The 25,994-nt window shown below is 64.2% G+C and carries 23 protein-coding genes; 10 read left to right on the top strand and 13 right to left on the bottom strand.

Annotated features, from left to right (window positions below):
• Positions 1-10: 10 nt before the first annotated feature.
• The 5 genes from IDF66_RS08150 to IDF66_RS08170 are packed head-to-tail and all read right to left on the bottom strand — an operon-like array spanning position 11 to position 4,901.
• Positions 11-1,060 carry an MCE family protein gene (locus IDF66_RS08150; RefSeq protein ID WP_190267388.1) on the bottom strand — a complete coding sequence of 350 codons (1,050 nt, stop codon included), beginning with the start codon at positions 1,058-1,060 and terminating at the stop codon, positions 11-13.
• Entirely contained in the window at positions 1,060-2,079 is a 1,020-nt protein-coding gene (locus tag IDF66_RS08155; protein WP_190266468.1) for an MCE family protein, read from the bottom strand. Before IDF66_RS08155 ends, IDF66_RS08150 begins: the two co-directional genes overlap by 1 nt.
• On the bottom strand, positions 2,076-3,239 hold the full coding sequence (locus tag IDF66_RS08160; RefSeq protein WP_317628629.1) for an MCE family protein: 1,164 nt from the start codon (positions 3,237-3,239) through the stop codon (positions 2,076-2,078). Before IDF66_RS08160 ends, IDF66_RS08155 begins: the two co-directional genes overlap by 4 nt.
• Positions 3,240-3,242: 3 nt before the next feature.
• Complete coding sequence (locus tag IDF66_RS08165; protein ID WP_164307387.1) at positions 3,243-4,133, bottom strand: MlaE family ABC transporter permease; 891 nt, start codon at positions 4,131-4,133, stop codon at positions 3,243-3,245.
• The gene (locus tag IDF66_RS08170) at positions 4,134-4,901 is read right to left on the bottom strand and encodes an MlaE family ABC transporter permease (protein WP_190267390.1); all 768 of its coding nucleotides are present in this window, start codon (positions 4,899-4,901) and stop codon (positions 4,134-4,136) included.
• 359 nt (positions 4,902-5,260) lie between these two features.
• Between IDF66_RS08170 and IDF66_RS08175 the strand changes: the two genes are divergently transcribed.
• The 3 genes from IDF66_RS08175 (at position 5,261) to IDF66_RS08185 (ending at position 7,613) form a co-directional block, all read left to right on the top strand.
• The gene (locus IDF66_RS08175) at positions 5,261-6,457 is read left to right on the top strand and encodes a cytochrome P450 (RefSeq protein ID WP_164307789.1); all 1,197 of its coding nucleotides are present in this window, start codon (positions 5,261-5,263) and stop codon (positions 6,455-6,457) included.
• 53 nt (positions 6,458-6,510) lie between these two features.
• Complete coding sequence (locus IDF66_RS08180) at positions 6,511-7,347, top strand: mycofactocin-coupled SDR family oxidoreductase (protein ID WP_164307388.1); 837 nt, start codon at positions 6,511-6,513, stop codon at positions 7,345-7,347.
• Between the two features lie 74 nt (positions 7,348-7,421).
• Positions 7,422-7,613 (top strand): ferredoxin, encoded by a 192-nt coding sequence (locus IDF66_RS08185; protein WP_203589060.1) that lies wholly within the window; start codon positions 7,422-7,424, stop codon positions 7,611-7,613.
• 105 nt (positions 7,614-7,718) lie between these two features.
• Here the strand turns inward: IDF66_RS08185 and IDF66_RS08190 are convergent, their stop codons facing one another.
• The 5 genes from IDF66_RS08190 to IDF66_RS08210 form a co-directional block, all read right to left on the bottom strand.
• Positions 7,719-9,407, bottom strand: coding sequence for an FAD-binding protein (locus tag IDF66_RS08190; RefSeq protein ID WP_190266469.1), 1,689 nt, complete (start codon positions 9,405-9,407; stop codon positions 7,719-7,721).
• A 51-nt stretch (positions 9,408-9,458) separates the two neighbouring features.
• Entirely contained in the window at positions 9,459-10,691 is a 1,233-nt protein-coding gene (locus IDF66_RS08195; protein WP_164307390.1) for a cytochrome P450, read from the bottom strand.
• A 39-nt stretch (positions 10,692-10,730) separates the two neighbouring features.
• Complete coding sequence (locus IDF66_RS08200; RefSeq protein WP_164307391.1) at positions 10,731-10,925, bottom strand: ferredoxin; 195 nt, start codon at positions 10,923-10,925, stop codon at positions 10,731-10,733.
• Between the two features lie 123 nt (positions 10,926-11,048).
• Positions 11,049-12,236, bottom strand: a complete 1,188-nt coding sequence (locus IDF66_RS08205) for an NAD(P)/FAD-dependent oxidoreductase (protein ID WP_190266470.1) — start codon at positions 12,234-12,236, stop codon at positions 11,049-11,051.
• Positions 12,237-12,242: 6 nt separating this feature from the next.
• The gene (locus tag IDF66_RS08210) at positions 12,243-13,115 is read right to left on the bottom strand and encodes an SDR family NAD(P)-dependent oxidoreductase (protein WP_190266471.1); all 873 of its coding nucleotides are present in this window, start codon (positions 13,113-13,115) and stop codon (positions 12,243-12,245) included.
• Between the two features lie 750 nt (positions 13,116-13,865).
• Here IDF66_RS08210 and IDF66_RS08215 point away from each other — a divergent pair.
• The 6 genes from IDF66_RS08215 (at position 13,866) to IDF66_RS08240 (ending at position 20,333) form a co-directional block, all read left to right on the top strand.
• Positions 13,866-14,567, top strand: coding sequence for a TetR/AcrR family transcriptional regulator (locus IDF66_RS08215; RefSeq protein ID WP_317628630.1), 702 nt, complete (start codon positions 13,866-13,868; stop codon positions 14,565-14,567).
• A 365-nt stretch (positions 14,568-14,932) separates the two neighbouring features.
• Positions 14,933-15,913, top strand: coding sequence for an enoyl-CoA hydratase/isomerase family protein (locus IDF66_RS08220; RefSeq protein ID WP_190266472.1), 981 nt, complete (start codon positions 14,933-14,935; stop codon positions 15,911-15,913).
• Between the two features lie 61 nt (positions 15,914-15,974).
• On the top strand, positions 15,975-18,404 hold the full coding sequence (locus IDF66_RS08225; RefSeq protein ID WP_190266473.1) for a CaiB/BaiF CoA transferase family protein: 2,430 nt from the start codon (positions 15,975-15,977) through the stop codon (positions 18,402-18,404).
• A gap of 180 nt (positions 18,405-18,584) precedes the next feature.
• Positions 18,585-18,773 (top strand): hypothetical protein, encoded by a 189-nt coding sequence (locus IDF66_RS24025; RefSeq protein WP_317628631.1) that lies wholly within the window; start codon positions 18,585-18,587, stop codon positions 18,771-18,773.
• A 92-nt stretch (positions 18,774-18,865) separates the two neighbouring features.
• A complete protein-coding gene (locus tag IDF66_RS08235; protein ID WP_317628632.1) occupies positions 18,866-19,450 on the top strand; it encodes a 3,4-dihydroxy-2-butanone-4-phosphate synthase in 585 nt (194 codons plus the stop codon).
• A gap of 88 nt (positions 19,451-19,538) precedes the next feature.
• Positions 19,539-20,333 carry an IclR family transcriptional regulator gene (locus tag IDF66_RS08240; protein WP_164307399.1) on the top strand — a complete coding sequence of 265 codons (795 nt, stop codon included), beginning with the start codon at positions 19,539-19,541 and terminating at the stop codon, positions 20,331-20,333.
• A gap of 101 nt (positions 20,334-20,434) precedes the next feature.
• Here the strand turns inward: IDF66_RS08240 and IDF66_RS08245 are convergent, their stop codons facing one another.
• The 3 genes from IDF66_RS08245 to IDF66_RS08255 all read right to left on the bottom strand — a co-directional run bounded on the left by IDF66_RS08245 (position 20,435) and on the right by IDF66_RS08255 (position 24,889).
• Positions 20,435-22,261, bottom strand: coding sequence for a flavin-containing monooxygenase (locus IDF66_RS08245; protein ID WP_190266475.1), 1,827 nt, complete (start codon positions 22,259-22,261; stop codon positions 20,435-20,437).
• Positions 22,262-22,351: 90 nt separating this feature from the next.
• Positions 22,352-23,662, bottom strand: coding sequence for an NtaA/DmoA family FMN-dependent monooxygenase (locus IDF66_RS08250; protein WP_190266476.1), 1,311 nt, complete (start codon positions 23,660-23,662; stop codon positions 22,352-22,354).
• A 198-nt stretch (positions 23,663-23,860) separates the two neighbouring features.
• Positions 23,861-24,889 carry a VOC family protein gene (locus tag IDF66_RS08255; protein WP_164307402.1) on the bottom strand — a complete coding sequence of 343 codons (1,029 nt, stop codon included), beginning with the start codon at positions 24,887-24,889 and terminating at the stop codon, positions 23,861-23,863.
• A gap of 244 nt (positions 24,890-25,133) precedes the next feature.
• Between IDF66_RS08255 and IDF66_RS08260 the strand changes: the two genes are divergently transcribed.
• Positions 25,134-25,874, top strand: a complete 741-nt coding sequence (locus IDF66_RS08260) for a hypothetical protein (RefSeq protein ID WP_190266477.1) — start codon at positions 25,134-25,136, stop codon at positions 25,872-25,874.
• The last annotated feature ends 120 nt before the right edge of the window (positions 25,875-25,994 follow it).

Raw genomic sequence — 25,994 nt, forward strand, 5'->3', positions numbered from 1 at the left:
GTCAATCGCCTCATCGGCCACCACCTGGCAGCGGGAACTGTGCCCCCGGCAACGGGAACTTCGCCTCCGGGTGCACGCCGAAGGCCCTGTCGATGAAGGGTTGAAGGAGTGGACCGGGCAGCAGGTTGGCGACGTACGCCTGGTAGAAGGGGCCGCTGGACACCGCTTCGCCTTGGGTCTGGGACACCTTGACATACCCGGAGATGGCCTTTGCGACGTCATCGCGATTCCGCTCCAGCATGGCCAGGACCGAGTTCAGCGACGTCAGTGTCGGCTGCAATTGTTTCTCGTTGTCGGCCACCAGGTTCGTGAGTTCCCGCGACACCGCCGCGGTGTTCACGAGCAACGACGAGATCTGCTGACGCCGATCGACCAGAACATCGAGGAGCATGTTCGCGTTGAGTATCAGCGAGTTGATGCGATTGGCACGCGACCCGATCACCGAGGTGACATCGCTGGTGGTCGACAGCAAGGTCCGGAGGGCCTCGTTGCGAGAGTTGATGCCGCGCGACATCTCCGTGAGTCCGTCGAGGGTGGGCGCCAGGTCCGGCGACACATCGTTCATGGTCTTCGACAACACATTCAGTGATGAGTTCAGCGAGGACGTGTCGATGCCCTTGGAGTTGGTCGTGAGATCGTCGACGGCCTCGTTCAGTGAGTACGGCGAGGAGGTGCGGGACACCGGGATCACCTCGGTCGGACCGATGGTGCCCGACCCTGACGGATCTACTGTCAGAATGCGTTGTCCCAAAAGCGATCCCGTTCGTATCTGCACCGTCGTGGTCTGTCCGAGTCGGGTGGATTGGTCGACCGTGAACGTCACCCGCGCCTTGCCCTGCGCCAACGTCACGTCGGTCACCGATCCCACCCGCGCGCCGGAGACCATCACGTCCGCACCGCCGGCCAGGCCGGCGGCCTCGTCGAAATCCGCCTGGTAGGTGGCCGAGGTGAACCAGGTGGTGAACTTGGTCATGTTCAGGCCGGCCATGACCAGCAAGACGATCAACGCCAATCCCACAAAGCCCGACCTGATGAGCCCCGCACCGCGATATCGCAACATCAGCCAGAACACCTCCCCTTCGTCTGCTCGATCCACGGAAGGGTGACGACCTTGCCGGACGGATCCGAGACCCGGACGCTCACCGCGCAGACGTAGTACTGGATGAAGTTGCCGTATGTGCCGGTTCGCACCAGCTTGCGGAAGTTCTCCGGAGAACGCTGTATCGCCTTCTCGAGCGTCGGCATGTCGTGAGTGAGATTCGGTGCCAGCCTGGACAGTTGGTCGATCGATCCGGAAAGCGGTGGCCGTGCCTGCGTCAAGAGGTTCGACACGGTGGCGGTCCCGTTGTCGAGGGCGGTGATCGCCGCGCCGATCGGATCGCGGTCCCTGGCGAGGTCACCGATGACCGTGTCGAGTCGATCGATGGCTTCGGCGAAGCGGGTCCGATTGCCGTCGAGGGTGACCATGACCTTCTTCAGTTGATCGATCACTTGCTCGATGACCCCGACATTTCGGCCCAATGTGGTGAACAGCGACGAACTTCCCTCGAAGAGGGAGCGGACCGTCCCGCTCTGGCCCTGCAGCACATCGAGAATCGAGGAGCTCAGGGCGTTCACCTGTTTGGGTTCCAATCCGGCGATCACGGGTTTGAGTCCACCGAGCAGCACGTCGAGATCGAGAGCGGGCTTGGTCCGCGTCGATGGAATCTCGCCACCACCGTGCATCACCGACCCTGAACCCTCGGTGACCTCCAGGTACCGATCTCCGACGAGGTTGAGATAGCGGACCGCGGCACCACTGCCGGTGGGTAGCCCGATCGAGCTGTCGACGTCGAACGTGACTCGGACCTTGTTGTCGGGCCGGAGGTCCACGCCGTGCACACTGCCAACGCGCACCCCGGCGATGCGCACGGTGTCCCCTGATCTCAGTCCCGAGACGTCGGTGAACACAGCGTGGTATCGGGTGGTGTCGCCGGACCGGTGGTCGCTGAACACCAGCAGCAGGAAAGCCGCCACGACCACCATCACGGTCGTGAACGCAGCGAACTTGATCGTCGTGGAATCGACTCGTGTTCTCACTGCGGAGCCCCGTCCGGCATCGGCCCGAACAACGCCTGCTGAAGGCTCTTCACATTCAATTCCAATGACTTTCGTCCCTCGCCGTACGGGTTGGCGCCGGTATCGGTCACCACGTATGGAGGCCTCCCCTGATATTTCACCGGCAGCACTGAGCACTGCGGGCCACCGGAGGCAGCAACCTTCGGCTTGTTGGTCTTCGGGTCGTACGTCTTGGCGCCCCAGAGGAAATTCGCCGACAGGCCCAGTCCGGGCACGTTTGCGGGCGGCGACACCGCCAGGTTCCCGAATCCGTCCAGGGCGCAGGTGATCGCCTTGTTGTACTCGTCGGTGAGTGCAGTCGTTGGCACCAGCAACTTCAGCGCCTTGGCCAGGCCCTGGCGGTTGTCGCCCAGGACGCGGTTGCCGGTGTTCGACAGCCCGATCACACTGGTCAGGAATGCGTCGAGGTTGCCCTGTTCGGCCACGAGGGTGTCACTGATGTCGCTCGTGTGGTTCACCGCGCCCAGCAATGGCCGGCTTGTATCGGCGTACACCCGCATCATCGCCGGGGCATCATCGAGGAGCGAACGGAGTGCGGGTATGGCCGAGTTCGTCTGGCGCATGAAACCGTTCAGATCGGTGAGCATCTGACCGAACTGTTCTCCGTGACCGCTCAACCCGGTCGAGATCGCGCTGAGCGCCGCGTTGAGTTCTGCAGGCCGAATCTGCGCCAGGACCTGGGTGAGCTCGCCGAAGACCGTGTTGACCTCCACCTCGACGTGCTTGGCGCTCAACATCTGGTTGTCGTGCAGGTGCCCGGCCGGATGATCGGGCACCACCAATTCGACTCCCTTGGCACCGAATACCGTCGGTGCAGCGATGCGTGCACCGACGTTGCCCGGGATCCTGGTGAGTTCGTCGGGCGCGATCTCCAACGTCAGCTGTGCACGGTCCACCTGGTTGTAGTCGATCTTCGACACCCGGCCGACCGTGATCCCCCGCATCTGGACCTTCGCATCCGGGTCCATCACCAATCCCGCTCGTGGAGCGGTCATCGTGATCGTGGCGGACCTCTGGGTCACACCGGCGAACATCAGCACGGCGACAGCGACCAACGCGATGATGACCAGCAGCATTCCCGCCCCGGCCAGCGGCCGGAGGACTCCCTTAGACAATGTCACGCCTCAGCCCGATAGATTGAAGTTTCCGTTGGAGCCGTAGATGGCCAGGGCCACCAGCAGCGTCACCGTCACCACGGCGACCAGCGATGTGCGGACGGCGTCACCGACCGCCACACCGACGCCTGCCGGCCCACCGCTCGCGAAGAACCCGAAGTGCGTGTGGATCAGCAAGATCAGCAACGCCATCACGAAGGCCTGTACAAACGACCAGACGAGGTCCAGCGGGTTGAGGAACGTCGAGAAGTAGTGCGCGTACAGGCCGGACGACTGGCCGAGCAGTATGACGGTGGTGAACCGGCATGCCGCGAACGATGCGATCAGGGCGATCGCGTACAGCGGAGCGATCACGACCATGCCGGCGGCGATCCGGGTGCCGACGACGTAGGCGACCGGATTGATGCCCAGCGATTCGAGGGCATCGATCTCCTCACTGATCCGCATGGCTCCGAGTTGGGCCGTCGCACCCGCACCGAAGGTCGCCGCCAGACCGATACCCACGACCACCGGCGCCGCGATTCGCACGTTGATGAAGGCCGACAAGAACCCCGTCAACGCTTCGATGCCGATGTCGCCGAGCGTGCTGTATCCCTGTACCGCAAGCGTGCTGCCGGTTGCGAGGGTGAGGAACCCGACGATCACCACGGTGCCACCGATGAGCGCCAGGTTCCCTGCGCCCATACTCGTCTCGGCGATGAGCCGGATCGTCTCGCGCCGGTAGTGGAAGGCCGCATGCGGCACACTGCGCAACGCGCGGACATAGAAGATCGCATGATCTCCGATGCGGCCCAGCGCGCCGACCGGGCGGCCGATCTCGCGGCGCAGGCGGGGATGAATCACGCTAGGACTCGACCCGTGGCGTGCGATCTTCGGTGATGATATGAGTGACAAGACCATTCACCTCGCCGTCAATTGAACACCGATGGCGGTGATCACGACGTTGACCACGAACAGCGCCATGAACGCGTACACCACGGTCTCGTTCACCGCGTTGCCGACGGATTTGGCCCCGCCCGAGACGATCAGCCCGCGGTAGCACGCGACCACGCCGGCGATCAGCCCGAACACGAGCGCCTTCACCGATGAGATGATCACCTCGGCCATACCGGTCAGCAAGGTGATCCCGGCGGCGAACGCGCCAGGGTTGACCCCCTGGACGAAGACCGAGAAGACATAGCCGCCACCGACACCGATCAGGCAGACCAGGCTGTTCAGCAGCAACGCGACGAGCCCGGATGCGAGCACTCGAGGTGTGACGAGTCGTTGCACCGGATTGATGCCGAGAACCTCCATCGCCTCGATCTCTTCCCGGATCGTGCGCGAACCCAGGTCCGCGCACATCGCGGTGGCGCCCGCACCGGCCACGATCAGCACGGTGACCATGGGGCCGACCTGTGTGACGGAACCGAATGCGGCGCCCGCACCGCTGAGATCGGCGGCTCCGAGTTCGCGAAGGAGGATGTTGAGGGTGAAGCTCACGAGCACCGTGAACGGTATCGCCACCAGAACGGTCGGCATCAGCGACACCCGGGCGACAAACCAGGACTGCTCGATGAACTCGCGCCCCTGAAACGGCCGGCGGAAGGCGAACCCCACCGCATCCGCGCCCATCATGAACAGTCCGCCAACCGCTTTCAGGGGAGCAGCCGAGTAGCGGGCAAGCATTCCGCTGACCGCGGGTGCGTCGCGGGTGCCATGTGCCGGGGTCACCGGTACGTACTCACCGACGCCGCGGGCATTCGCATGTTCATCTTCCCTCAACCCCTCCCGGAGAACGTGATTCTCATCGATGGGAATCGCCATGGCATATGCGATCTCAGACCTGCACGCCAGATCTGCGGCGCGCGTTGATATCTCGGAAGCGTGCCACACGCTCTTGGCTTCGCGAGCCCTACTCTCGCTCAGTGAGATCACGGTTGTTCACCGATGCCGCCTACCCCAGACTGGGCGAAGGTGCCGATCGCACAGCCGCGATCGACGCTGTTCAGATCCGCAAAGCAGTCCGCGCGAGAGGCCATCCCCCAGTGACGAGCAGTACGACAAACGACGTCCGGTACGACCCGTATGACGTCAAGCTCAATGCCGACCCGTATCCGATGTTCAGAGCTCTTCGCGAACAGGCGCCGCTCTATTACAACTCCGAGCACGACTTCTACGCCCTGAGCAGGCACGAGGACGTCACCGCCGCCCTCAACGACTACGAGACATTCAGCTCCAGCCGGGGCGCGATCCTCGAATTGATCAAAGCCAACATCGACATCCCGCCAGGGGTGCTGATCTTCGAGGATCCCCCCATTCACGACATCCACCGCAAGCTGCTCGCCCGGATGTTCACCCCCCGCAAGATCTTCGCTCTCGAACCACAGGTCCGGGAGTTCTGCGCGGCATCGCTCGACCCTCTGGTGGGAACCGGCACATTCGACTTCGTGAAGGACCTCGGCGCGCAGATGCCCATGAAGGTCATCGGCATGCTGCTCGGCATCCCGGAGGAAGACCAGGAGGCCATCCGAGACTTCGCCAATGACCAGATGCGCACCGAAGAGGGCAAGCCGATGAAGGCAGCCGAGGAAGGAATGGTCTCCGGTGACATCTTCGGCGCCTACATCGATTGGCGCGCCGAGCATCCCTCCGACGACATCATGACGGAACTGCTCAACGTGGAGTTCGAAGACGAGACGGGCACGGTCCGCAAATTGAGCCGCGACGAACTGCTGACCTACGTCAACGTGGTGTCCGGTGCCGGCAACGAGACCACCACCAGACTCATCGGCTGGGCAGGCAAGGTCCTCGCAGAGCACCCCGACCAACGGCGTGAACTCGTCGAGAATCCCGATCTCATCCCCAACGCCATCGAAGAACTCCTGCGATTCGAGGCACCTGCTCCGCACGTCGCCCGCTACGTGACCCGCGACGTCGAGTTCCATGGACAGACGGTGCCGGAGGGCAGTGTGATGATGATGCTCATCGCCTCGGCCAACCGCGACGACCGTCAGTTCCCGAACGGGGACGCCTTCGACATCCACCGGAAGACCAAGCAGCACCTGACCTTCAGCGTCGGAACCCACTTCTGCCTCGGCTCCGCCCTGGCACGTCTCGAGGGACGCATCGCGATCGAGGAGATCCTCAAGCGGTTCCCGGAGTGGGACGTCGATCTCTCGAAGGCATCACTGTCACCGACCTCGACGGTTCGTGGTTGGGACACACTGCCGTCCACGTTCTGATCCCACCCGCCCGACAGAGGCCGGGCACGTCACCATCGAGAAGGAGAATCTCAATGACCGGAAGAGTAGACGGCAAGGTCGCCTTCATCACCGGCGCCGGACGCGGCCAGGGCCGCACCCACGCCGTACGTCTGGCCGCGGAGGGCGCAGACATCATCGCTATCGATGTCTGCGAGCCCATCGACGGTGTGCCGTTCGATCTGGCCACCGAAGACGATCTGGCGGAGACCGCCGAGCTCGTGAAGGCCCACGATCGCCGGGTGGTGACCGCCAAGGTCGACGTCCGTGACCTCGACGCATTGACCCAGGCCGTCCAGACCGGTGTCGACCAGCTCGGGCGCCTCGACATCGTGGCCGCCAACGCCGGTATCGCCACCGGTGGATCGTCGCTGGAGGACATGGACCGCAAGACCTGGCAGGACATGATCGACGTCAACATGACCGGGGTGTGGCACACCGCGAAAGCCGCGATTCCGCATATCGTCGCGGGTGGCCGTGGCGGGTCGATCGTGCTCACCAGCTCCGTCGGCGGCCTCAAGTCCTATCCGTTCTGCGGGCACTACGTCACCGCCAAGCACGGTGTCATCGGGATCATGCGGACGCTCGCCATCGAGCTGGCGCAGAACAACATCCGCGTCAACTCGGTCCACCCGACCCAGGTCAACACCGCGATGATCATGAACGACGCCACCTACAAGATGTTCCGTCCGGATCTGGAGAACCCCGGCCCCGACGACTTCGCTCCCCTGTCTCAGATGATGAACACGCTGCCGGTCCCGTGGGTGGAACCGGAGGACATCAGCAACGCCGTCCTGTTCCTGGCCTCCGACGAGGCCCGGTACATCACCGGCGTCACATTGCCGGTCGACGCAGGCGCCTGCCTGAAGTAGCCGACGCGGCGGGTGCGGGACTTGTCCCCATGGGAGGCGAGTCCCGCACCCGCCCAAAGTCTTTGAGGATCAGCATGAAGATCGACGTGAACTTCGGCGTCTGTGAGAGCAACGGCCTCTGCGTGGGCGCCGCGCCCGAGGTCTTCGATCTCGACGACGACGACAACCTCCACCTGCTCCGTGACACCGTGACCCCGGAGATCGAGGAGGAGGTCCGCGACGCGGTGCGCCAGTGCCCGCGCCGGGCCATCTCGATCGAGGATTAGCCCAGGTATCGACACCACGCGTACAGATCGGCCACCAGGCCACAGCCACAGTCCCCGGACAGGATTTCCGTCCGGGGACTGAGTTCTGCTGTGCGGCAAGGTGTGCTACGGCCGAGGTGACTCGACCCGGTCCGCCGCGTCTTCGGCCGCCACATAGGAGAACACCACCGACGGCCCGATCGTCGCACCGGCGCCCAGGTACTTCCGCCCCATCACCGACGCCGTACAGTTGCCCGCGGCATAGAGCCCGGAGATCGGCCGCCCGTCGTCGGTCAGAACTCGCGCATTCTCGTCGCAGAGCAGTCCACCGTTGGTCCCGATGTCGCCCGGGTACATCGGCACCGCGTAGAACGGGCCCTTGGCCACCGACCCGAGGCAGGCGTTCGGCTTGTGCGTGATGTCACCCTGATACTTCTCGTGGTCGCCTTCTCCGCGATGAAAGTCCTCATCCACACCGGATTCCGCGAAACCGTTGAACCGGGCGACCGTCGCGACGAGACCCTCCGGGTCGATACCGCATTGTGCGGCGAGATCCTCGAGAGTCGCTGCCTTCTTCATCGCACCACTGGCAATCCAGTCCTTGGGAGTCCGGCCGGGTGGCGCGAACCCGAACACGTATCGCGATCGGTGTCGGGAATCGATGATCAGCCACGTCGGCAGGGCCCCACCGACGGTCCGTTCGTGCTCGAACATGCATTGTCCGGCCTCCTGGTACGCGATCGCCTCATTGAAGTATCGATTCCCCTTGGCATCGACCATGATCGAGTGTGGCTTGCTCCGTTCGCTGATACACATCGACGGCACGCCGTCGGGCATCAACCAGGACGGCAGCCACCATGCCTCGTCCATCATGTCGGTGGCCGCCCCGTGCTTCATCGCGATCTGCAGCGCCTCACCCGTGTCCCCGGGATTCGCACTGGTCCATTCCGGCCGGCCGGGCTGGCCGCCGGAGAACTCGTCCCGCATCACGCCGTTGTGCGCGAACCCGCCTGCCGAGATCAACACACCTGCGCGAGCACGCACTCGCAGGCTCGTACCGTTTCGGTCCACCACGGCGCCACGGACCTCACCGTCTTCGACGATCAACTCGACGAGTGCGGTCTCCGGCCACACCGGGACGCCTCGGTCGAGCAACGCCTTGAGCAGATAGCCGATCAGGGCCGCACCGTTGGTCACGTTCTTCTTGCCGCGCAGCCGTCCCAGCGCGGTCCGCGCCATGACGCGCGTCATCACCGACATACCCTTGCGGGTGAAGAGATTCGAGGCATACGCCGCCTCCCCGGTGTACATCGTCATGTTGCCGGCCACGGGTGGGCGCAGGCGCGCGGCCCATTCCCCGAGCTGTTTGACGTCGAAGGCCGGCGTCTCGACCGACCGCGACCGGGCCTTGCCACCCACCACACCGCGGACTCCCGCGTAGTAGTCGCTGTACCCGTCGATACGGAGGAACGGGACACCCTCACTCTCGAGGAAGGAGAACATCTTGTTGCCGGCCACCAGATATGTCCGGCGCCGTGCGTCCGACGCCGCCGGACTGGATTCCGCGGCCGTCCCGACCACGGAATCGAAGTACGCCGTCGCCTCCGCGAGCGAATCCGCGGCACCGTCGCGCGCCATCAGCGGGTTGTCCGGGAGCCAGATCACGCCTCCGGACATTCCCGTCGATCCGCCGATCATCTCGGACTTCTCGGCGACCAGGACGTCCATACCCAGGGCAGACGCGCGTAGCGCCCCGACCAGGCCTCCTCCCGATCCGATCACGAGAAAGTCGGTCTCGTAGTCCCATTCACGCATTGCAGTACCTCATTCAGCTCTGAGACTCAGCGGTTCTCGGTGCGCCGGGGTCTACCACGTCATGGGTAGCGCGTAGACGCCGTAGGCGAGACGGTCCGATTTGAACTCGATCTCCTCGCGCGGGCATGCGACCCGCAGGTCCGGAATGCGACGGAAAAGGGTCTTGTAGACGATCTGCAGCTCCACACGTGCCAGTTGCTGGCCGATGCACTGATGCGGACCGAACCCGAAACCCGTGTGATGCCGTGCGGAACGGGTCAGGTCGAGTTTCTCGGGCTCAGGGAAGGCGGCCGGGTCCCAGTTCGACGACCCGAGCTCGAGGATCACACCGTCGCCCGCGCGGATCTGCTGTCCCGAGATCTCGATGTCCTCGGTGGCGATGCGCCGCTGTCCGTTGTGGATGATGCCCAGGTAGCGCATCAACTCCTCGACCGCGTTCGCGATCACCTCAGGCTCATCGGACTCGCGCAGCAGTGTGAGCTGTTCCGGATTGTCCAGCAGAGCAAGAGTGCCCAGTGCGATCATGTTCGCGCTGGTCTCGTGTCCGGCGATGAGCATGCCGAGGCCCATCTGCGCGGCCTCGGCAGGCTCGATCTCGCCGTCCTTGGCACGTCTGGCGAAGTCGCTCAGGACGTCGTCGGCCGGGTCGGTCATCTTCTGCTCGACGAGTTCGTTCATGAACATGAACATCGCCGCGAACGCCTGCATGTTGTCGTCCGGCGTCGCGTACCGGTCCACGCTCTTCACCGAGTTCTCTTGGAAGAAGGAGTGATTCTCATACGGCACGCCGAGCATCTGAGAGATGACGATCGACGGGAGTGGCAACGCGAGCGCGGTGACCAGATCGCCCGGCTTCGGACCGTCGAGCATCGCGTCGATGAGTTCGTCAGTGGTCTGCTGGATGAACGGTCGCAGGGCCGTCACCCGCTTGAAAGTGAAGGCCCGGGTCATCATCCGGCGAAAGTGGGCGTGTACCTCTCCGTCCGAGTTGAACACCGACTTGGGCCGCATCGAGACGTTGGCCGCCATGCCCTCGTTCCAGTGCGGGAACCCCGGGAGCGTCTCGTCCACGCTGATCCGCGGATCGTTGAGCAGAGCCTTCTGCTGCTCGTGGCCGGTGACCAGCCACGGCTTGGAGCCGTCCCAGATCTCGACACGACTCACCGGGTTCTTCTCCCGAAGGACTCGAGTGCCTTCCGGCGGGGCGAAGGGACACCGCATGTCCCGGTCCATCGGGAAGTGCGGCGCGGTCTCGTTGCGTAGTTCGGTTGCCGTGTCTGACATCAGATGTGATCCTTCGTGTGTCGGCTGTGCTGGAAGTTGTCAGTCTTCGACGAGAATCGCCAACGCAGGACATACGGCAGCGGCGTGCCGGACGTCGTCGGCTTCGTCCTCTGGCGGGTCATCGTTGACGAGGAAGGCGATACCGTCTTCGTCTCGCTGATCGAAGACGTCGGAGGCCGCAGCCACGCACTGGCCCGAAGCTATGCATTTGTCCTGGTCGATCGTGATCTTCATCGATTTCTCCTACCTGGGTGTCGCTCGCAGGCGAACGTGATGCCGTCGCCCGAGAGCACGCGCGACGACACGGGGCTGTTCCGGTGGCGATGGACACGGTTGTCGGCGCCGTATGCGCTCTGTTCACGCGGCGCCCTCGTCCACATCGGGCATCGCGCTTCCGATCCGACCGCGATGTCGTCGGGATTGCTTCGGCATGTTCCAACCGAGAATCCCGGTCACCACGCCGTCACGCTGGAAACTCGCGACGAACCGTCCGGCCGACGGATCCCCGTCGAGAACCGACATCTCGGCGTCGCGGGGGATCGATCCGTCGACCTGGATCTTCACCCCGAACTGATCGGACCAGACGTACGGGATCGGGGTCGCAGGCGTCGAGACCCCGAGGATGTCTGCCGCCACCGCGATGCCCTGTTCGGTCGCGTTGGTCCGGTTCTCCCGGCGATACGACATTCCGGTCGTCGCGTCTCGGATCCGTGCGACGTCACCGGCGGCGTGAATTCCGTCGGCGGCCCGACACCGTTGATCACACACGACGCCGTCGTCGACGTGCAGTCCACTGCCCGACAGCCAGTCCGTGGCGGGAACGGCACCGATCGCCACCACCACGACGTCGGCGGGCACGGTGTCGCCGGTCGCCGATCGGACTCCGGTCACCCGCCGACCTGCCTCGGCAAACCCCACGACCTGGGTGTCCGGACGAACCCGGACACCCTGTGCGACATGATGTTCCGTGAGCATGCGGGCCACAACGGGTCCCAGCTGGGATTCCATCAGTCCGGCCTGCGGTCCGACAACGGTGACGTCGACACCCATGCCGCACGCCGTCGCCGCGAGCTCGGCACCGAGTACCCCGTCACCGACCACCACCAACCGGCCGGCCTCCAGAAGATCGCCACGCAGCGCCGAGGCGTCGGCGAGCGAACGGAATGAGTGCAGCCCCGCCAACTCCGGCTGCTGAGGAAGTCTCCGAGGGTGCGCGCCGGTGGCGATCACGACGTGGTCGGCGGTGACCGCCCGGCGGTCGGTCTGCACGGTGCGCGACGCGGCATCCAACGCGACCGCCGTCTCGCCGAGCGCGATGTCGAGAGCCAGCGAATCGATGAACTCGGCCGACCGGAGCTGCGTCCGGTCCGGTGACCATGCCCCCGACAGCACCTGCTTCGACAGCGGGGGCCGATCATAGGGCGCGTGCAATTCCGCCCCGAGCAGCATGATTCGTTTGTCGAAACCGCCGCGCCGCAACGCCTCTGCAGTCGCAAGCCCGGCCGCGGAGGCCCCCACGATGAGAACGTCGGTGTGGACCGTCATGTCAGATCACCCTGCGTCGTCGGCCCTGGGGGCACCCGCGAGCGCTGGTTCGCCATCGGACTGCGGCGACGCTTGGGCGCCCTGCATGGTCTTCGCGGGAGGGCCGGCGACCGTGCCACCGTCAACGGGTAGCAACGTCGCGGTCACGTACCGCGACCGGTCGGTCGCGAAGAACAGCGCCGCCTCGGCGACGTCCTCCGCGCTACCCTCGCGCTGAAGCGGTCGGTTCGCAGCCATCATCGAGCGCACCATCGCGGTGAAGGTCTCCGCGTCGGCACCCATCTTCGCCGCCGACGATGCCAGAAGCGGAGTAGGGATACTCCCGGGCGCAATACAGTTCACACGGATATCATGTTGCGCCAGATCAATGGCGACCGATTTCGAGAAGTGGATCACTGCGGCCTTCGAGGCCCGATACGTCATCACCGCGGCGCCGGCCTGGATGCCCCCCATCGACGAGATGTTGACGATCGCCCCACCGCCCGTGGTCGCCATCTGCCGCGCGGCGTACTTGGTCCCCGCCATCACACCTCGCAGGTTGACGCCCATCACGAGGTCGAAATCGGCCAGGTCGTCATCGAGGTAACTCTGATGCATGGTGCCCGAGACGCCTGCGTTGTTGACCATCACGTCCAGTCGGCCGAACCTCTCGACGACGTCGTCGACGAGTCCTGCGACGTCGGAGGGGTCCGACACATCCGTCCTACGGAAGAAGGTCGAGTCACCGGACGCCGAGGCCAGCTCAAGTCCGCCCTCCTCGTCGACATCGGCGATCGCCACGCGCGCGCCCTCGGCGACGAACTTCTCCACGATGCCCTGCCCCAGCCCCGACGCCCCGCCGGTGACAATGGCGACTTTCCCGGACAACTCATCGGCCATTATGTGGCCACCCTTCGGAATCGATGGTGATATTCATGTGCGAATGGACACGAATGGATTTCTACATCAATTGTTCACGTACAAAAGACACCAAGGCCACAAAAGAATGTCAGTCGGCGCCACATGGCGGCGTGTACATTTTCTTGCCACGGACTGATCGGTTCGAACTGATCGGTTCGAACGCTCATCCGGTGCCGCAGCGCCGCAGATTCGCCGAACGGTGAACGTCTCCGACAGCGATCCCGGTATGTTCGCAGTGTGTCGTGGGTCTCACTACTGTGTTGACAGACTCGCAGCAGCGACCCAAACTTGTCAAGCGATTGATTGAAACTGGACATCACGAACAGCCGGAACGGTGCCCGCGGGACGCAGGCGGCACGTGCGCGATCGCCCTGCATCCTGGGCTTTTGCCGTCCCGGTCACCGAATCTGCGGCGATAACCCCATCGAGCACCGCATATCACGGCGCAGGAGCACCGCCGCGAACGCGGCGACTCCTCGTGTCTACCGGGCCCAAGCCGCCGCCCGAGCCCCGGACGCGCAGCGGTTCACACGGATACCTGCAGTTCAAAGGCACTACTGAAACTTGTTCCGTCGGCCATACGGTAAATCGGCTGTTTTACACATGACCGATATTGGCCTAATTTTGGAGCGAGAACCGAGTCCGGTCGGCATCCCCGGACACGGGGGGACGGTGGCCGAAACGACATGCCCGGACGGGCGAAGCGATGAGCAAGAAAGGTCACCCAACGTGGTCACGATTCCCTCTGAGTCCTCGGGCGGCGCGTCCGAGGAGTGGCAGGCCGACAAGCCTGCCCCGCGCCGGCGCAAGAAGGAGGCCACTCAGGAGCTCATCCTCGACACCGCGGAGCGCTTGTTCGCCGAGAACGGCATCTATGCGGTCTCCAACCGTCAGATCGCCGAAGCCGCAGGCCAAGGAAACACCGCCGTCGTCGGATACCACTTCGGCAACCGGACCGACCTCATCCGGGCCCTGGTCAGCCGCTTCCACCGGGGTATCGAACCCTCGAGGGAGGCCCTCCTCCAACAGATCAGCGGCTCCAATCAGCTCCGCGACTGGCTCGAATGTCAGGTTCGTCCCATCACCAACCGGTTCGACGAACTCGGCTCTCCCACCTGGTTCGCGAGGTTCGGCGCTCAACTCATCTCCGATCCGGAACTGAGCGACATCTTGCTCGAAGAGTCCTGGCGCGAATCGCCGTCACTGCAGCAGACAGTCGACGGCCTCCTGAAATGCCTGCCCTTCTTCCCCACCCAGGTACTGCCCGAGCGCACCGATTGCGCCATGTTCCTCATCATCCAGATGTGCGCACAACGCGAGCGGGCACTCGCCGACGGTTTGCCGCTGATCCGCGCGACCTGGTCCGAGATGGCGACCGGGCTGGTCGATGCACTGGTCGGAATATGGACCGCGCCCGTCACCCCGGTCTGAGATCTCCCCGGTCTGATATCCGCAGGGCCGACAAGCGCCCGTTCGTCCACCCCGCGCGCCGGACGCCGAACCGGTGACCTGCACGAGCAGATGTTTATCCACACTAAGTCAATCGATTGATTGACTTCTCGCCTGTGATGCGGTTCACTTGCACTCATGGGCGCGAGGGCCGGCACAGGACCTTCGCACTCATCCGACCTCGGCAGGATCGGAACCCGATTCGGGCCCGACCGCTAGCCGGTCAATTCAGTGCGCACAACAGATGATATTCGACCACCACATTTCAACCGTGAGCGATCGATCCATTCTTCGACAAGATTCGAAGACAAGGATGCGCATTCATGGGCGACAGGAGGGGTGTCAGCATGACAGACGCATCGACCATTCAGAACGAACGTCCCTCGGCTGAAGAGATCATTCTCTATGACAAGAACCCGGCGACAAAGATCGCAACCATCACGTTCAACCGCCCGGATCATCTCAACGCACCGACGGCCGATGCCCGACTGCGTTACGCGGACCTCCTACATCGCGCGAACGTCGACGACGATGTCAAGGTCGTGGTCATCCGCGGCGTCGGCTCCAACCTCGGTTCGGGTGCGGACATCCCCGAGGCCATGGAGATGGAAGCAGACTCCACCAATCTCGCCCGGATGCGCGAACTCCGCGTCGACGACGAGTCTGCGATCAACTTCCCGCCCCCCGGCTCGTTCCGTCACGGCGCCACGCTGACGCAGTGGTACGCGAACTCCGCGGCAGGCTGCCGCAGCCTGCAGGAGTTCAAGAAGATCAGCATCGTCGAGGCCAAGGGCTACTGCTATGGGTGGCACTTCTATCAGGCTGCCGACGCCGACCTGCTCATCTCCTCTGACGACACGTTGTTCGGACATCCGGCATTTCGCTACATCGGCTTCGGTCCCAGGATGTGGACGTGGGCGCAGACCATGGGGATTCGCCGATTCCAGGAGATGGTCTTCACCGGCAGGCCGTTCACTGCCCAAGAAATGTACGACTGCAACTTCGCCAATCGGGTGGTTCCTCGCGACCAGCTCGAGAGCGAGACCGACAAGTACGCGCTCGCCTGTGCGCGCACCCGACCCACCGACACCGTCTTCATGCAGAAGATGTTCTTCGAGATGATGAAGCAGTCCCAGGGCGAATACCTGGGAAGCATGTTGACCGGACTGTTCGAATCCCTTGGCGGATATGCACATCCGGACGCACAAGACCTGGTCTTGGACGAGGACACGGTGTCGGGCGGAATCAACAATGCGGTGAAGGACAACGACGATCTCTTCCCACCCGACTTCAGGTTGAGCAAGTCGGGCCGACGACGGGCCGATTGAACCACCATCACTCTCCCGAACCCGGCACATTCCCGCTCGAACCGGAAGGTCAGCTACCGCGATGTCCACCACGCACCTCCCCCTCGACGAATACGTCGTCGTCGATCTGTCGGCCGGTATCGCCGGCGCCTACTGCACGAAAGTGCTCGCCGACGGCGGCGCAGAGGTCGTGAAGATCGAGCCACCCGAGGGCGATCCGCTGCGCGGTTGGTCTGCCTCAGGTGCTTCGGTCGAGCCGGGTTCCGACGGTGCGCTGTTCACCCACCTCGCCTGCTCGAAGCGCAGTGTGGTGGTCGATCCCGACAACGAGGCAGATCTCGAGACACTGAACGGCGTGCTCGCTCGAGCCGATGTCGTGGTGTGGTCCCGTGAATCACGTTTCGCGGCTCGTCCCGGCTTCGGTCCGGAGGCGATCCGGTCCGCTCATCCGCACCTGGTTGTCACCGCGATCACACCTTTCGGACTCGAGGGCCCCTGGAATGACAGGGCAGCAACGGAATTCACACTCCAAGCCTGGTCGGGCGGCATCGTCGGACTCGGACGTGGGGCACCGGATCGCGCCCCGGTCCATGTCGGTGGCCGGATCGGCGAGTGGTTCGCCGGCGCATACGCCGCAGCGGGCACGCTCACGGCACTGCGCAGGCGCGCCGACTCCGCACAGGGAGATCTGATCGACCTGTCGATGCTCGAGACCCAGATCCAAGGTCTGACCTACCACCCGGTGACGTTCCTCGAGCTACGCGAGCGGCCGTTCCGATCAGAGAGATCGGTTTTCGTCCCCGGTGTGTCGCAGGCATCCGACGGGATGGTGGCGGTCGGGGTTGCCACCGCCCAGCAGTGGTTCGACCTCTGCGTGCTCGTCGGTCATCCCGAATGGATCGACCGGGACAACCCACTGGCCATCACCGAGACCGCGGCGAAGGTCGCCCCGGAGATCTACGAATGGATTCGTGCCCGCACCGTGGACGAGGTGTGCGAGCAGGCCACCGCTTTCCGGATACCGAACTCCCCGGTGGCCAACGGCGCGAACGTCACCGGTATGCCCCACCACGACGAGCGCGGCTCGTTCATCAAGAACCCCTCGAAAGGCTTCAGCCAGCCCGGTCACCCGTACCGGATGAGTGCCTTCGCACTCCCTCAACCGGACAACGCGCCGACGCTGGGAGAGCACACCGACGCGTACCGCACGCAGGCGTCGCAGGCAGGCGACCGGTCCACGGCAGAAGGCGGAGCCCGGGGTGACGCGTCCGCGCTTCCCTTCGAGGGCGTCCGGGTTCTCGACATGACCGCCTTCTGGGCCGGCCCGTCGTGCACGCACGTACTCGCCATGCTCGGGGCCGAGGTGATCCACCTGGAGTCGACCTCACGCCCGGACGGCACCCGGATGATCGCCGGAGTCCCGATGACAGAAGAACTCTGGTGGGAGAAGTCGCCGATCTTCTCCGGCCTGAACACGAACAAGAAGAGCGTGACGATCAACATCCAGACCGAGCAGGGCCAGGAACTGCTCCGAGAGTTGGTCAAGACGTGTGATGTGCTGGTGGAGAACTACACTCCGCGGGTGCTCGACCAGATCGGGATGGACTACGACTCGGTCAGAGAACTCCGCCCGGACATCATCATGGTCCGCATGCCCGGATTCGGGCTCGACGGACCATGGCGGGACAAAGCCGCCTTCGCCTATGTCATCGAGGACGCGGCAGGCCTCACCTGGCTCACCGGACATCCCGACCAGAATCCCGTCGAGCCCTATTCCATCGGGGATCCGAATGCAGGAGTCCATGCGCTGCTGGGGCTGTTGATCGCACTCGAACATCGCCGGAAGACCGGCGAGGGAACGCTCGTCGAGGCGAGCATGATCGACGCGGCGCTCAATGTCACCGCCGAGCAGGTGGTCGAACACTCGGCATACGGCAATCTGCTGACCCGAGACGGAAACCGGGGACCGACTGCGGCGCCGCAGAACCTCTATCAGGCAGCGGGAGTCGACGAGTTCGGGCGCGACGATCGCTGGGTCGCCATCGCGGTCGAGACCGACGAGCAGTGGCTCTCGCTCCGATCCGCACTGGGTTCCCCCGACTGGGCCATGGACCCCGCACTACTGACCGCCCAGGGCCGCCGGCAACAGCACGATCTCATCGACGAACACGTGGCGCTGTGGTGCAGAGAACTCGACGACGACGACATCGTCGAGCGACTCTGGAGTGTCGACGTCCCCGTCGGCAAGGTGATGCAGCCGCACCGACAGGCCGAGTTGCCGCAGCTGCAATCGCGCGGTTTCTTCGCGCAGGTCGAGCACTCCGTGAATGGGACGGCCTCCCACAGCACGTTGCCTCTGACGTTCTCTGCGGGGCGGGGTGAGTTCACCGTCAGAGCGGCCCCGTTGCTCGGCGAGCACAACGCCGAGATCCTGTCCGGTCTCGGACTGTCAGACCGCGACATCGCGCGATTGGAGCACGACAAGATCATCGGACAAACGCTGTCGTTCTGACGACGGACACGGCCGCATCGACGGTCCCGCCGTTTCACAGCACACAGCCAACCGAACAGAAAGGCACACCAGATGAAACCCTCACCCGGCAACGCACTCTTCAGCACCGTCGACACCACTTCCGTCGTCGTGATCCGTTGGGACGAAGGTGATCTCGAACTGACTTGCGGAGGTGCGCCGATGAGCGAGACTCCCCCGGCCACCACGGGTGAACCTCCTCGAACGGGTGCCACGCAACTCGGTAAGCGGTACTGCACCGACGGTGGAGACATCGAACTGCTCTGCACCAAGCCAGGCGACGGCGCGCTTGCCATCGACGGGACTCCGTTGACCATCAAGGCCGCGTCGCCGCTGCCGGCATCGGATTGATCCCGATGAGTGCCGGCTCTCTCCTCGATCTCGGGATGGACTTTGGGGATTCTCTTCAGGACCAAGGTGATTCAGCCTCGGCCCGGGAGGCGGTGTCACGGCTCCGACGCGGCGAGATGGTGATGATCTGCGATGATGTCAGCACCTCGCCCCGCTACGATCTCGTGTGCGTCGCCGATCGCCTGACCACCGAGCACACCGCGTTCCTCGTCCGCCACACCTCCGGATTCCTGCAGGTGGCGCTCCCCGATGCGCGCTGTGACCGCCTGCAGCTCCCACCCGTGGCTCCCACGGTCGACCGGCGGGCCTCCCAGCAGTGCGTCGGGGTGGATGCCGCGGCCGGCACCGGCACCGGTATCTCGGCAACGGACCGGACGCAGACCATCAACACCCTGGGCCGGCGCGATTGCGTGCCGAGCGATTTCACGCGCCCAGGACATGTCCTCCCCGTTCGGGTCGCCGTGAACCCTCCGTGGTACGAACTCGCCGGTCTTGCACTGGGACTGGCCGAGAGTGCCGGTTCGGTGGCAGCGGTGTTCGCCACCCTGGTCGGCACCGGCCGCCGAGCCGACGGGCTCCTCGACAGAGACGAGGCAGAGGTGTTCGCTGCCCGTCATCATCTGCAGATCATCGGCTACTCCGTGGCCGGGCACGTGCGTGGTTCTCGGGCCGGCTGACGACGCCGGTAGTCACTCGTCACCTCACTGCAAAATTCACACATGCGAACCCCAGGCACCCTGGGCCGATCACTTTGGATGGTGCAACATGACCGCATTGCTGACCGACGACTGCGCGGTGAACGTGCAGAACACCTTGCCTCTGTCGATGGTCGAGCGGATGACGCTGATCATGGAGGCATTCGACCGGCCGCTGGCCCGGCTCACTCTCGATGAAGTCACCCAGCACACCGGTCTGCCGCGATCGACGGCACACCGGATCCTGGATCAGCTCGTGCAGTGTCGCTGGCTCATCCACGCCAAGACCCACTACAGCCTCGGAAGTCTCGCGCTCACGCTCGGGGGACGCGAACTCGCTCAGCACGAACTACGTTCGGCGGCTTCGGACACCCTGCAAGCGTTGGCGCTTCGTACCGGCCTGTACGTTCATCTCGCGTCTCTGGCCGGCTCGGAGATCTACTATCTCGACATGTTCGGTGGACGAAACGGCCATCGGGTCCCGTCCCAGGTCGGTGGCCGGGCCCCCGCTCATTGCACTGCAGCAGGCAAGGCAATCCTGGCCAACCTGTCGCCCGAATATGTCGACAATCAGTATGCCAGCGTGATCCGTAGTGGCCGTACCGATTACAGCATCAGTGACATCGTCGTGCTGCACCAGGAGCTCGCCCGGATTCGCGCACGGAACGGTCTGGCCACCGAGCGCGGCGAATGTTTCGGACATCTGGCGTGCGTGGGTGCGGCCGTACGCAACGCCGACGGACCCGTCGGCGCGATCTCCATCGTGACGCGCCACGCAAGCCCTCTGGAGCCCCTCGCCCCGATGGTGCTCCGTGCGGCACGGACGATCTCCGACAAACTCATTCACGGCAGCCGCTTCGCCTGACCGGGCCGCTCCCGGACTGCCGTCACGCAACGACTGCCTCGCAGACACGAGCGCCCGGTGGTGGCCTGCCAGAAGCCTGACACCACCGGGCGCCCGCGAGATCATTCGACCGTCACACCCTCCATGGTCCCGGCGGCACGCCACTTCTCCAGGATCTCGAAGAAGGCGACCGGACCGCCCCCGTATCCCGCGGACAACAGGCTGTCGGGGTTCTCGGTGTCACCTTCCGAATCCAGATAACTCGGTGTGCAGTCGGCGAAGAACTGCTTGCCCATCACCGTGCTCTCGGCCATGGTCTGTACCCATTCGTCCTCCGCCTCCTGGTCGGCCTCCACCAGCGCGCCGCCCTGATTCGCCCACTCCTTGAGGATGTACGCCACATGACGCGCCCGCTCCTCGGCGGTGTGCACGTAATTGGGCGCGATCCCCGTCTGGGTGTATCCCAGGAAGAAGCAATTGGGGAAGTCGTGCGATTGCAGTCCATGGAAAGTGCGCGGCCCCTTGGCCCATTTGTCACTCAGACGCGTTCCACCACGACCGGTGATGTCGAACCCTGCCCGCCTCGTGTAGTTCGTCGCCACCTCGAAACCGGTGGCGAAGATGAGCGCGTCGACCTTGTATTCGACGTCGTCGACGACCACGCCGTCGCGGGTCAGCCGGTTCAGTCCGCGGCCGTCGGTGTCCACCAACTCGACGTTGTCCCGATTGAAGGTCTGCAGGTAGGCATCGTGGAAGCTGAGTCGCTTGCATTGTCGCTTGTACCAGGGCAACAGCCGTTCGGCAGTCTCGCGGTCCTCGACGAGGGACTCGATGCGCCGACGCACGCGCTCCATCGACTTGAAGTCCTCCTCGAACAGGAAATCGGCGATCTCCTCCATCGACATGGCGGTGCCGCGACGCTCCATCTCCTTCATCACCGCGGGACCGGTCAGTTCGAGCGCTACTTGAGTCCACCCGTCGCCCACGAGATCGTCGTCGGCGCCCATACCGCCGGTCACCTGCGTGAAGTTCTCCATCCGTTCGCGTTGCCATCCCGGCTGCAGGCTCGCGGCCCATTCCGGATCGGTCGGCCGGTCGCCCCGGACGTCGACCGCGGCAGGCGTCCGCTGGAACACATACAGCTGGCCGGCCCACTCTCCGAGATGCGGAATACATTGCAGTGCGGTGGCTCCGGTGCCGACGATCCCGACACGTTTGTCGCGCAGTCGATCCAGACCACCTGTCTCGTCACCACCGGTATACGAGTAGTCCCAGCGACTCGTGTGGAAGGTGTGCCCTTCGAAAGAGTTGATGCCGGGGATACCGGGCAGCTTCGGCCTGCTGAGCGGCCCGGGCGAGACCAGCACGATCGTCGCTCTGATCCGGTCCCCCCGATCCGTCGTCACCGTCCACTTCCGTGCGCCGTCGTCCCAGACCATCTCCGTGACGACTGTCTGCAGGAGCGAATTGCGATAGAGATCGTAGTGTTCGGCGATCCTCACACAGTGTTCGCGGATCTCCGGGCCGAATGCGTACCGGCGCTGGGGAATGTAGTCCAGCTCTTCGAGCATGGGCATGTAGATGTACGACTCGATGTCGCACTGGGCGCCCGGGTAGCGGTTCCAGTACCAGGTCCCACCGACGTCACCCGCCTTGTCCACGATCCGGATGTCGTCGAATCCTGCCTCCCGCAACCGGACAGCCGCGATCAGACTGCCCAGCCCGGCGCCGATGACGAGGACCTGTACCTCGTCATCGACGGGGTCGCGCTCGACGAACTCCGTGTAGGGATCGTCCGCGTAGTGCGAGAACTCGGCCGTCACCTCGATGAACTGTCCGACCGCGTCGGTACGCAGCCGCTTGGCGCGTTCGTACGCGTACTTCTCGCGTACCCATTCCGGGTCGTAGGACTCCGGCTGCGGCCCTGGTGCCTGCTCGGGGAGCGTCATCTCGTACTCACCTCTCTCGAGAGAATCTGACCGAAGGTGTTGCCGTGACACGTGATCACTGGGCGTGAGCCTCTTTGCCGTGCCCGATGTTCACGCGCCGAACCGCTCACGGAGAGGACGCGAGTCGGGCCGTCCTCGGTAGATGCCCCGGTCGATCAGACGGGGGACCACCTCATCGACGAACTCACGGATGTCGATGACCCCGGTGGGGAACATCAGGTTGAAACCACCGACGTGACCGTCCGCGTGCCAGGTCGCCAGGTCCTCGACGAAATCGTCGTAGGAACCGATGAACTTACGATGCTGCGCACCACCCCTGGCCAACGAGTGAGCGGTCACATCGCGCACCGTGGCACCGGGATGATCGGTGATCCAGGTGTAGAGGCCGACGTAGTTGCCGTAGGTGCTCTTGATGGTGTCCTGGACGTCTTCGGGCTTCGGGAGCTGGTCGAGCGGGAACGGATCATCGATGCTGTCGAAGGTGTACTCCAGCCCGAACTGGACCAGCGCGAACGGCGCGTACAGCTCGTAGTCGACATGCTGATCGAGCTCGCGCTGCTTCTCCTCGGCCTCGGAGAGCGTCCGGCCGAGATATGGGATCAGACCGGGGATCGCCGGGACGGTACCCTTCGCCCGGCCGGCCTCGGCCAACGCCTGGTCGAGTTGCGCCCGGTACTCGGCCGCCTGCTCACGCGTGTTCGCATTCGTGAACACCATCTCCGCATGCTTGGCCGCGACCTTGATGCCCGGGCCCGAACCCCCGGCCTGGGCGATCAGCGGTCGGCCCTGCGGGCTGGGCGCGACGTTGAGCGGGCCGAGGACCTGATAGTTCTTGCCCTGGTGGTTGATCGGATCGGCGTAGAAGCGCCTGATGCCGTCCGGATCGAACCGCAGTTCGCGGTTCTCCCAGAGGCCGGTCACCACATCGAGGAACTCGTCGGCTATCTGGTAGCGGGTCTTGCGGTCGGGATGGCTTTCCTTGCTGTAGTTCAGCGCCCATTCCTCACTGACGCTGGTGACTGCGTTGAAGCCGGCGCGGCCGTTGGATATCTGATCGAGCGAGCCGAGGAGCCGGGCGAGGTTGTACGGGTCGTAGAACGACGTCGAGGCGGTGGCGATGAGGCCGAGGTATCGCGTCTGGCAGGCGAGCGCCGCGAACGCGGTGATGGGCTCCGGCGGGCCGTGATCCGGCGCGGGCGACCCCGCGGTCCCCGCGATATCACCGAGGAACATCGCCGTACACAGGCCTTCCTCGGCGAGCCTGCCCATCTCCAGGATCGGAAGATAGGCATTGCGCCGGCTCGGGCCGCCACCGTGGTCGCGCTCGTACGCGGGCGCGCCCTGGTGGTGATTGATCTCGTTGCCGACCAGGTTCAGGTGTAGATAGCGTTGGTTGGACATCTGCTCTCCGTCTTCGACTTTGTCCAGATCGAGCTTCGAACGTGGGAATTGTGCGAGTGCCGTGCCCGCGGGTCTTCGGTCAGATTAGAGCGGGTTCGAACCCACGGTCAGACGGCATCCCGGTGGTCGAGATTCCGAATTGGCCACGGCTCCAGCACTTCTCGCTACTGCGCGAAGCAGCCGCCTGCCAGTCGTGGGTCAGGCCTGCCCGACCGCCGCCGCCTGACCGAGCAGCGATGTCACCGACGACACCGAATCGGTCGACGACGCCATCGAGCCGTCCTGCGTGACGTCGAGTTCCTGACCGAACCACGTCATCCCGTCCGGGTTGGTCGGCGTCCATCCCAGCGCTTCCCAATCCGGATCGAAGATGTGGTAGCTACCGGAGTACAGCTCGATCCGATGTCCGGAACCCGGCTCCTCGAGATAGAGGTACATCGCCTGCCCGATTCCGTGTTTCCCAGGCCCACAATGGAATTTGACGTCGAGATCACGAAGCGTGTCCGCCGCCACGAGCAGATCGCTGTGGTTCTCGATGTTGAAGGCGACGTGATGGAGCTGGGCGTCCTCGCCGGTCATGCTCATCGCGATCGCGAGGTCGTGGACCTGCGAGGTCGCCGAGTTCCACGACGCGATCAGCATGTCGTCGGCCTCTGGCATGTAGACGAATTCGCGCCGCTTGAATCCCATGTTCTCGCGCAGCCATTCCTCGGCCTTGCCGACGTTCTCCAGATTGGCCTGGATGTTGTAGTGATCGAGGCGGCGGACGCCGAGTCCACGACGGCGTGACGAATTGCTGAGCAGTTTCGAGCGGATCTCCTCCGGAGCCTTCGGGGCCTCGATGTCGTAGTAGAGCTCGAACGCATGTCCCGCATGCGGCACCAGGAAGCGGATCGCGGTGCCCCGTCCCGATTGGTGGCCGGACGGCAGCTCGACGACCTCCACGTCCTGGGCGACGAGTTCGTTGTAGAACAACTCGACGTCCTGCGGCCGTTGCACCCGGAAACTATACGAATCCACGGTCGCGGTCTCGTTCTGGAACAGGACGAGCGAGTGGTGCTTCATCTCCTGATAACCACGGAGATAGACGGTGTCACCGACCCTTTCGACCTCTTCCATGCCCAATATGTCGCGGAAGAATCCGACTGATGTCTCGAGTCTGGGTGTGCCCAGCGCGATGGCCCCACAATGGGCGAGCCGTGGCCGTTCAGGCCCTGCTTCGGTCATGATCCGTTCTCCTCACACGTTTTCGACAAAGCACCTGACCAGAAGCGTAGGGACACGTGACCGGCGAGACAGCTACGATCTCGCTCACCGGGAACGCCTCGGCGCGTTCACATGTCGGCCCGTCCCGGTGAACGGAATCGCGCACTGGCACCGGTGCGGCGTTCATCACACTGTGAGGTGTCCGCCGTCTGTCGACCCATCTCTCGCAGCGGCACAACCACAATCAAACCAAGGAGACGGTGAAGTGGATGTAGACAAGGGCTACCTGTATAAGTTCCAACGCTTCTCGGCGTGGTCGGGCTTCCTCGTCATGGCCGTGGTCGGCGTGTGCTTCTTCATGCTGTCGAAGGTCCAACCACCCATCGACCCCGAATGGTCGGGCCAGCAGGTCAAGGATTGGATCGTGGACAACCGTTCCGGGATCCTCTGGACCACGGTCATCTGTTCCTTCGTCATCCCGCTCGAATACTTCTTCGTGGTGACCACCAGTTGGCAGATGCGTCGTATCGAGCGCGGCTGGGGAGTGCTCACCATGACCCAGGTCCTCACCGGTGTCGTGGCACCCATCGGGTTCTTCTACCCGATGTTCATCCTCTCGGCGGCCGCCTATCGCGCCGCCGGCAGGTCACCGGAGATCCTGCAGCTGATGACCGACCTGTTCTACTTCGCCTACGTCGGTTTCGCATTCATCTTCTGCCTGCAGTGCGTCGTGATCGGTATCGCGGTGCTCATCGACAGGCGCACCGAGCCGATCTTCCCGCGCTGGTTTGCCTACCTCAACTTCACCCTCGCCGTGGTACTCGCTCCGGGCGCGTTCATCTACGTGTTCACGTCCGGACCGCTGGCCTGGAATGGGTTGTTCGCCTTCTGGCTTCCATGCCTCGCGTACCTGGTCTGGAAGGTGGCGACACCTCTGCTCCTCCTCAAGGCCGTCAAGTCCGAGGAAGCAGAAACCGCGGACGAGGCCGTGCCCGTCCTCGTCTGACCTGTCGGCCTCGCACACCCCGTCGCCGACCCGACCCGAGGTGCTCCCGCGTACTCCGCGGGAGCACCTTTCGTCGTTGCCGACATCGGCCGCACCACGCGGCCCTCGGAGACCGGCCCC

Origin of the sequence: Gordonia hankookensis, from assembly GCF_014673215.1 — a bacterium.
Taxonomy (GTDB): Bacteria; Actinomycetota; Actinomycetes; order Mycobacteriales; family Mycobacteriaceae; genus Gordonia; species Gordonia hankookensis.

Coding starts and splice junctions, on each gene's coding strand:
- IDF66_RS08255 (WP_164307402.1), bottom strand. CDS start 24,889: ATGACCGAAGCAGGGCCTGAACGGCCACGGCTCGCCCATTGTGGGGCC.
- IDF66_RS08200 (WP_164307391.1), bottom strand. CDS start 10,925: ATGAAGATCACGATCGACCAGGACAAATGCATAGCTTCGGGCCAGTGC.
- IDF66_RS08210 (WP_190266471.1), bottom strand. CDS start 13,115: ATGGCCGATGAGTTGTCCGGGAAAGTCGCCATTGTCACCGGCGGGGCG.
- IDF66_RS24025 (WP_317628631.1), top strand. CDS start 18,585: ATGAGCGAGACTCCCCCGGCCACCACGGGTGAACCTCCTCGAACGGGT.
- IDF66_RS08165 (WP_164307387.1), bottom strand. CDS start 4,133: ATGGTCTTGTCACTCATATCATCACCGAAGATCGCACGCCACGGGTCG.
- IDF66_RS08180 (WP_164307388.1), top strand. CDS start 6,511: ATGACCGGAAGAGTAGACGGCAAGGTCGCCTTCATCACCGGCGCCGGA.
- IDF66_RS08220 (WP_190266472.1), top strand. CDS start 14,933: ATGACAGACGCATCGACCATTCAGAACGAACGTCCCTCGGCTGAAGAG.
- IDF66_RS08150 (WP_190267388.1), bottom strand. CDS start 1,060: ATGTTGCGATATCGCGGTGCGGGGCTCATCAGGTCGGGCTTTGTGGGA.
- IDF66_RS08245 (WP_190266475.1), bottom strand. CDS start 22,261: ATGACGCTCCCCGAGCAGGCACCAGGGCCGCAGCCGGAGTCCTACGAC.
- IDF66_RS08205 (WP_190266470.1), bottom strand. CDS start 12,236: ATGACGGTCCACACCGACGTTCTCATCGTGGGGGCCTCCGCGGCCGGG.
- IDF66_RS08250 (WP_190266476.1), bottom strand. CDS start 23,662: ATGTCCAACCAACGCTATCTACACCTGAACCTGGTCGGCAACGAGATC.
- IDF66_RS08185 (WP_203589060.1), top strand. CDS start 7,422: ATGAAGATCGACGTGAACTTCGGCGTCTGTGAGAGCAACGGCCTCTGC.
- IDF66_RS08170 (WP_190267390.1), bottom strand. CDS start 4,901: ATGCTTGCCCGCTACTCGGCTGCTCCCCTGAAAGCGGTTGGCGGACTG.
- IDF66_RS08195 (WP_164307390.1), bottom strand. CDS start 10,691: ATGTCAGACACGGCAACCGAACTACGCAACGAGACCGCGCCGCACTTC.
- IDF66_RS08225 (WP_190266473.1), top strand. CDS start 15,975: ATGTCCACCACGCACCTCCCCCTCGACGAATACGTCGTCGTCGATCTG.
- IDF66_RS08190 (WP_190266469.1), bottom strand. CDS start 9,407: ATGCGTGAATGGGACTACGAGACCGACTTTCTCGTGATCGGATCGGGA.
- IDF66_RS08240 (WP_164307399.1), top strand. CDS start 19,539: ATGACCGCATTGCTGACCGACGACTGCGCGGTGAACGTGCAGAACACC.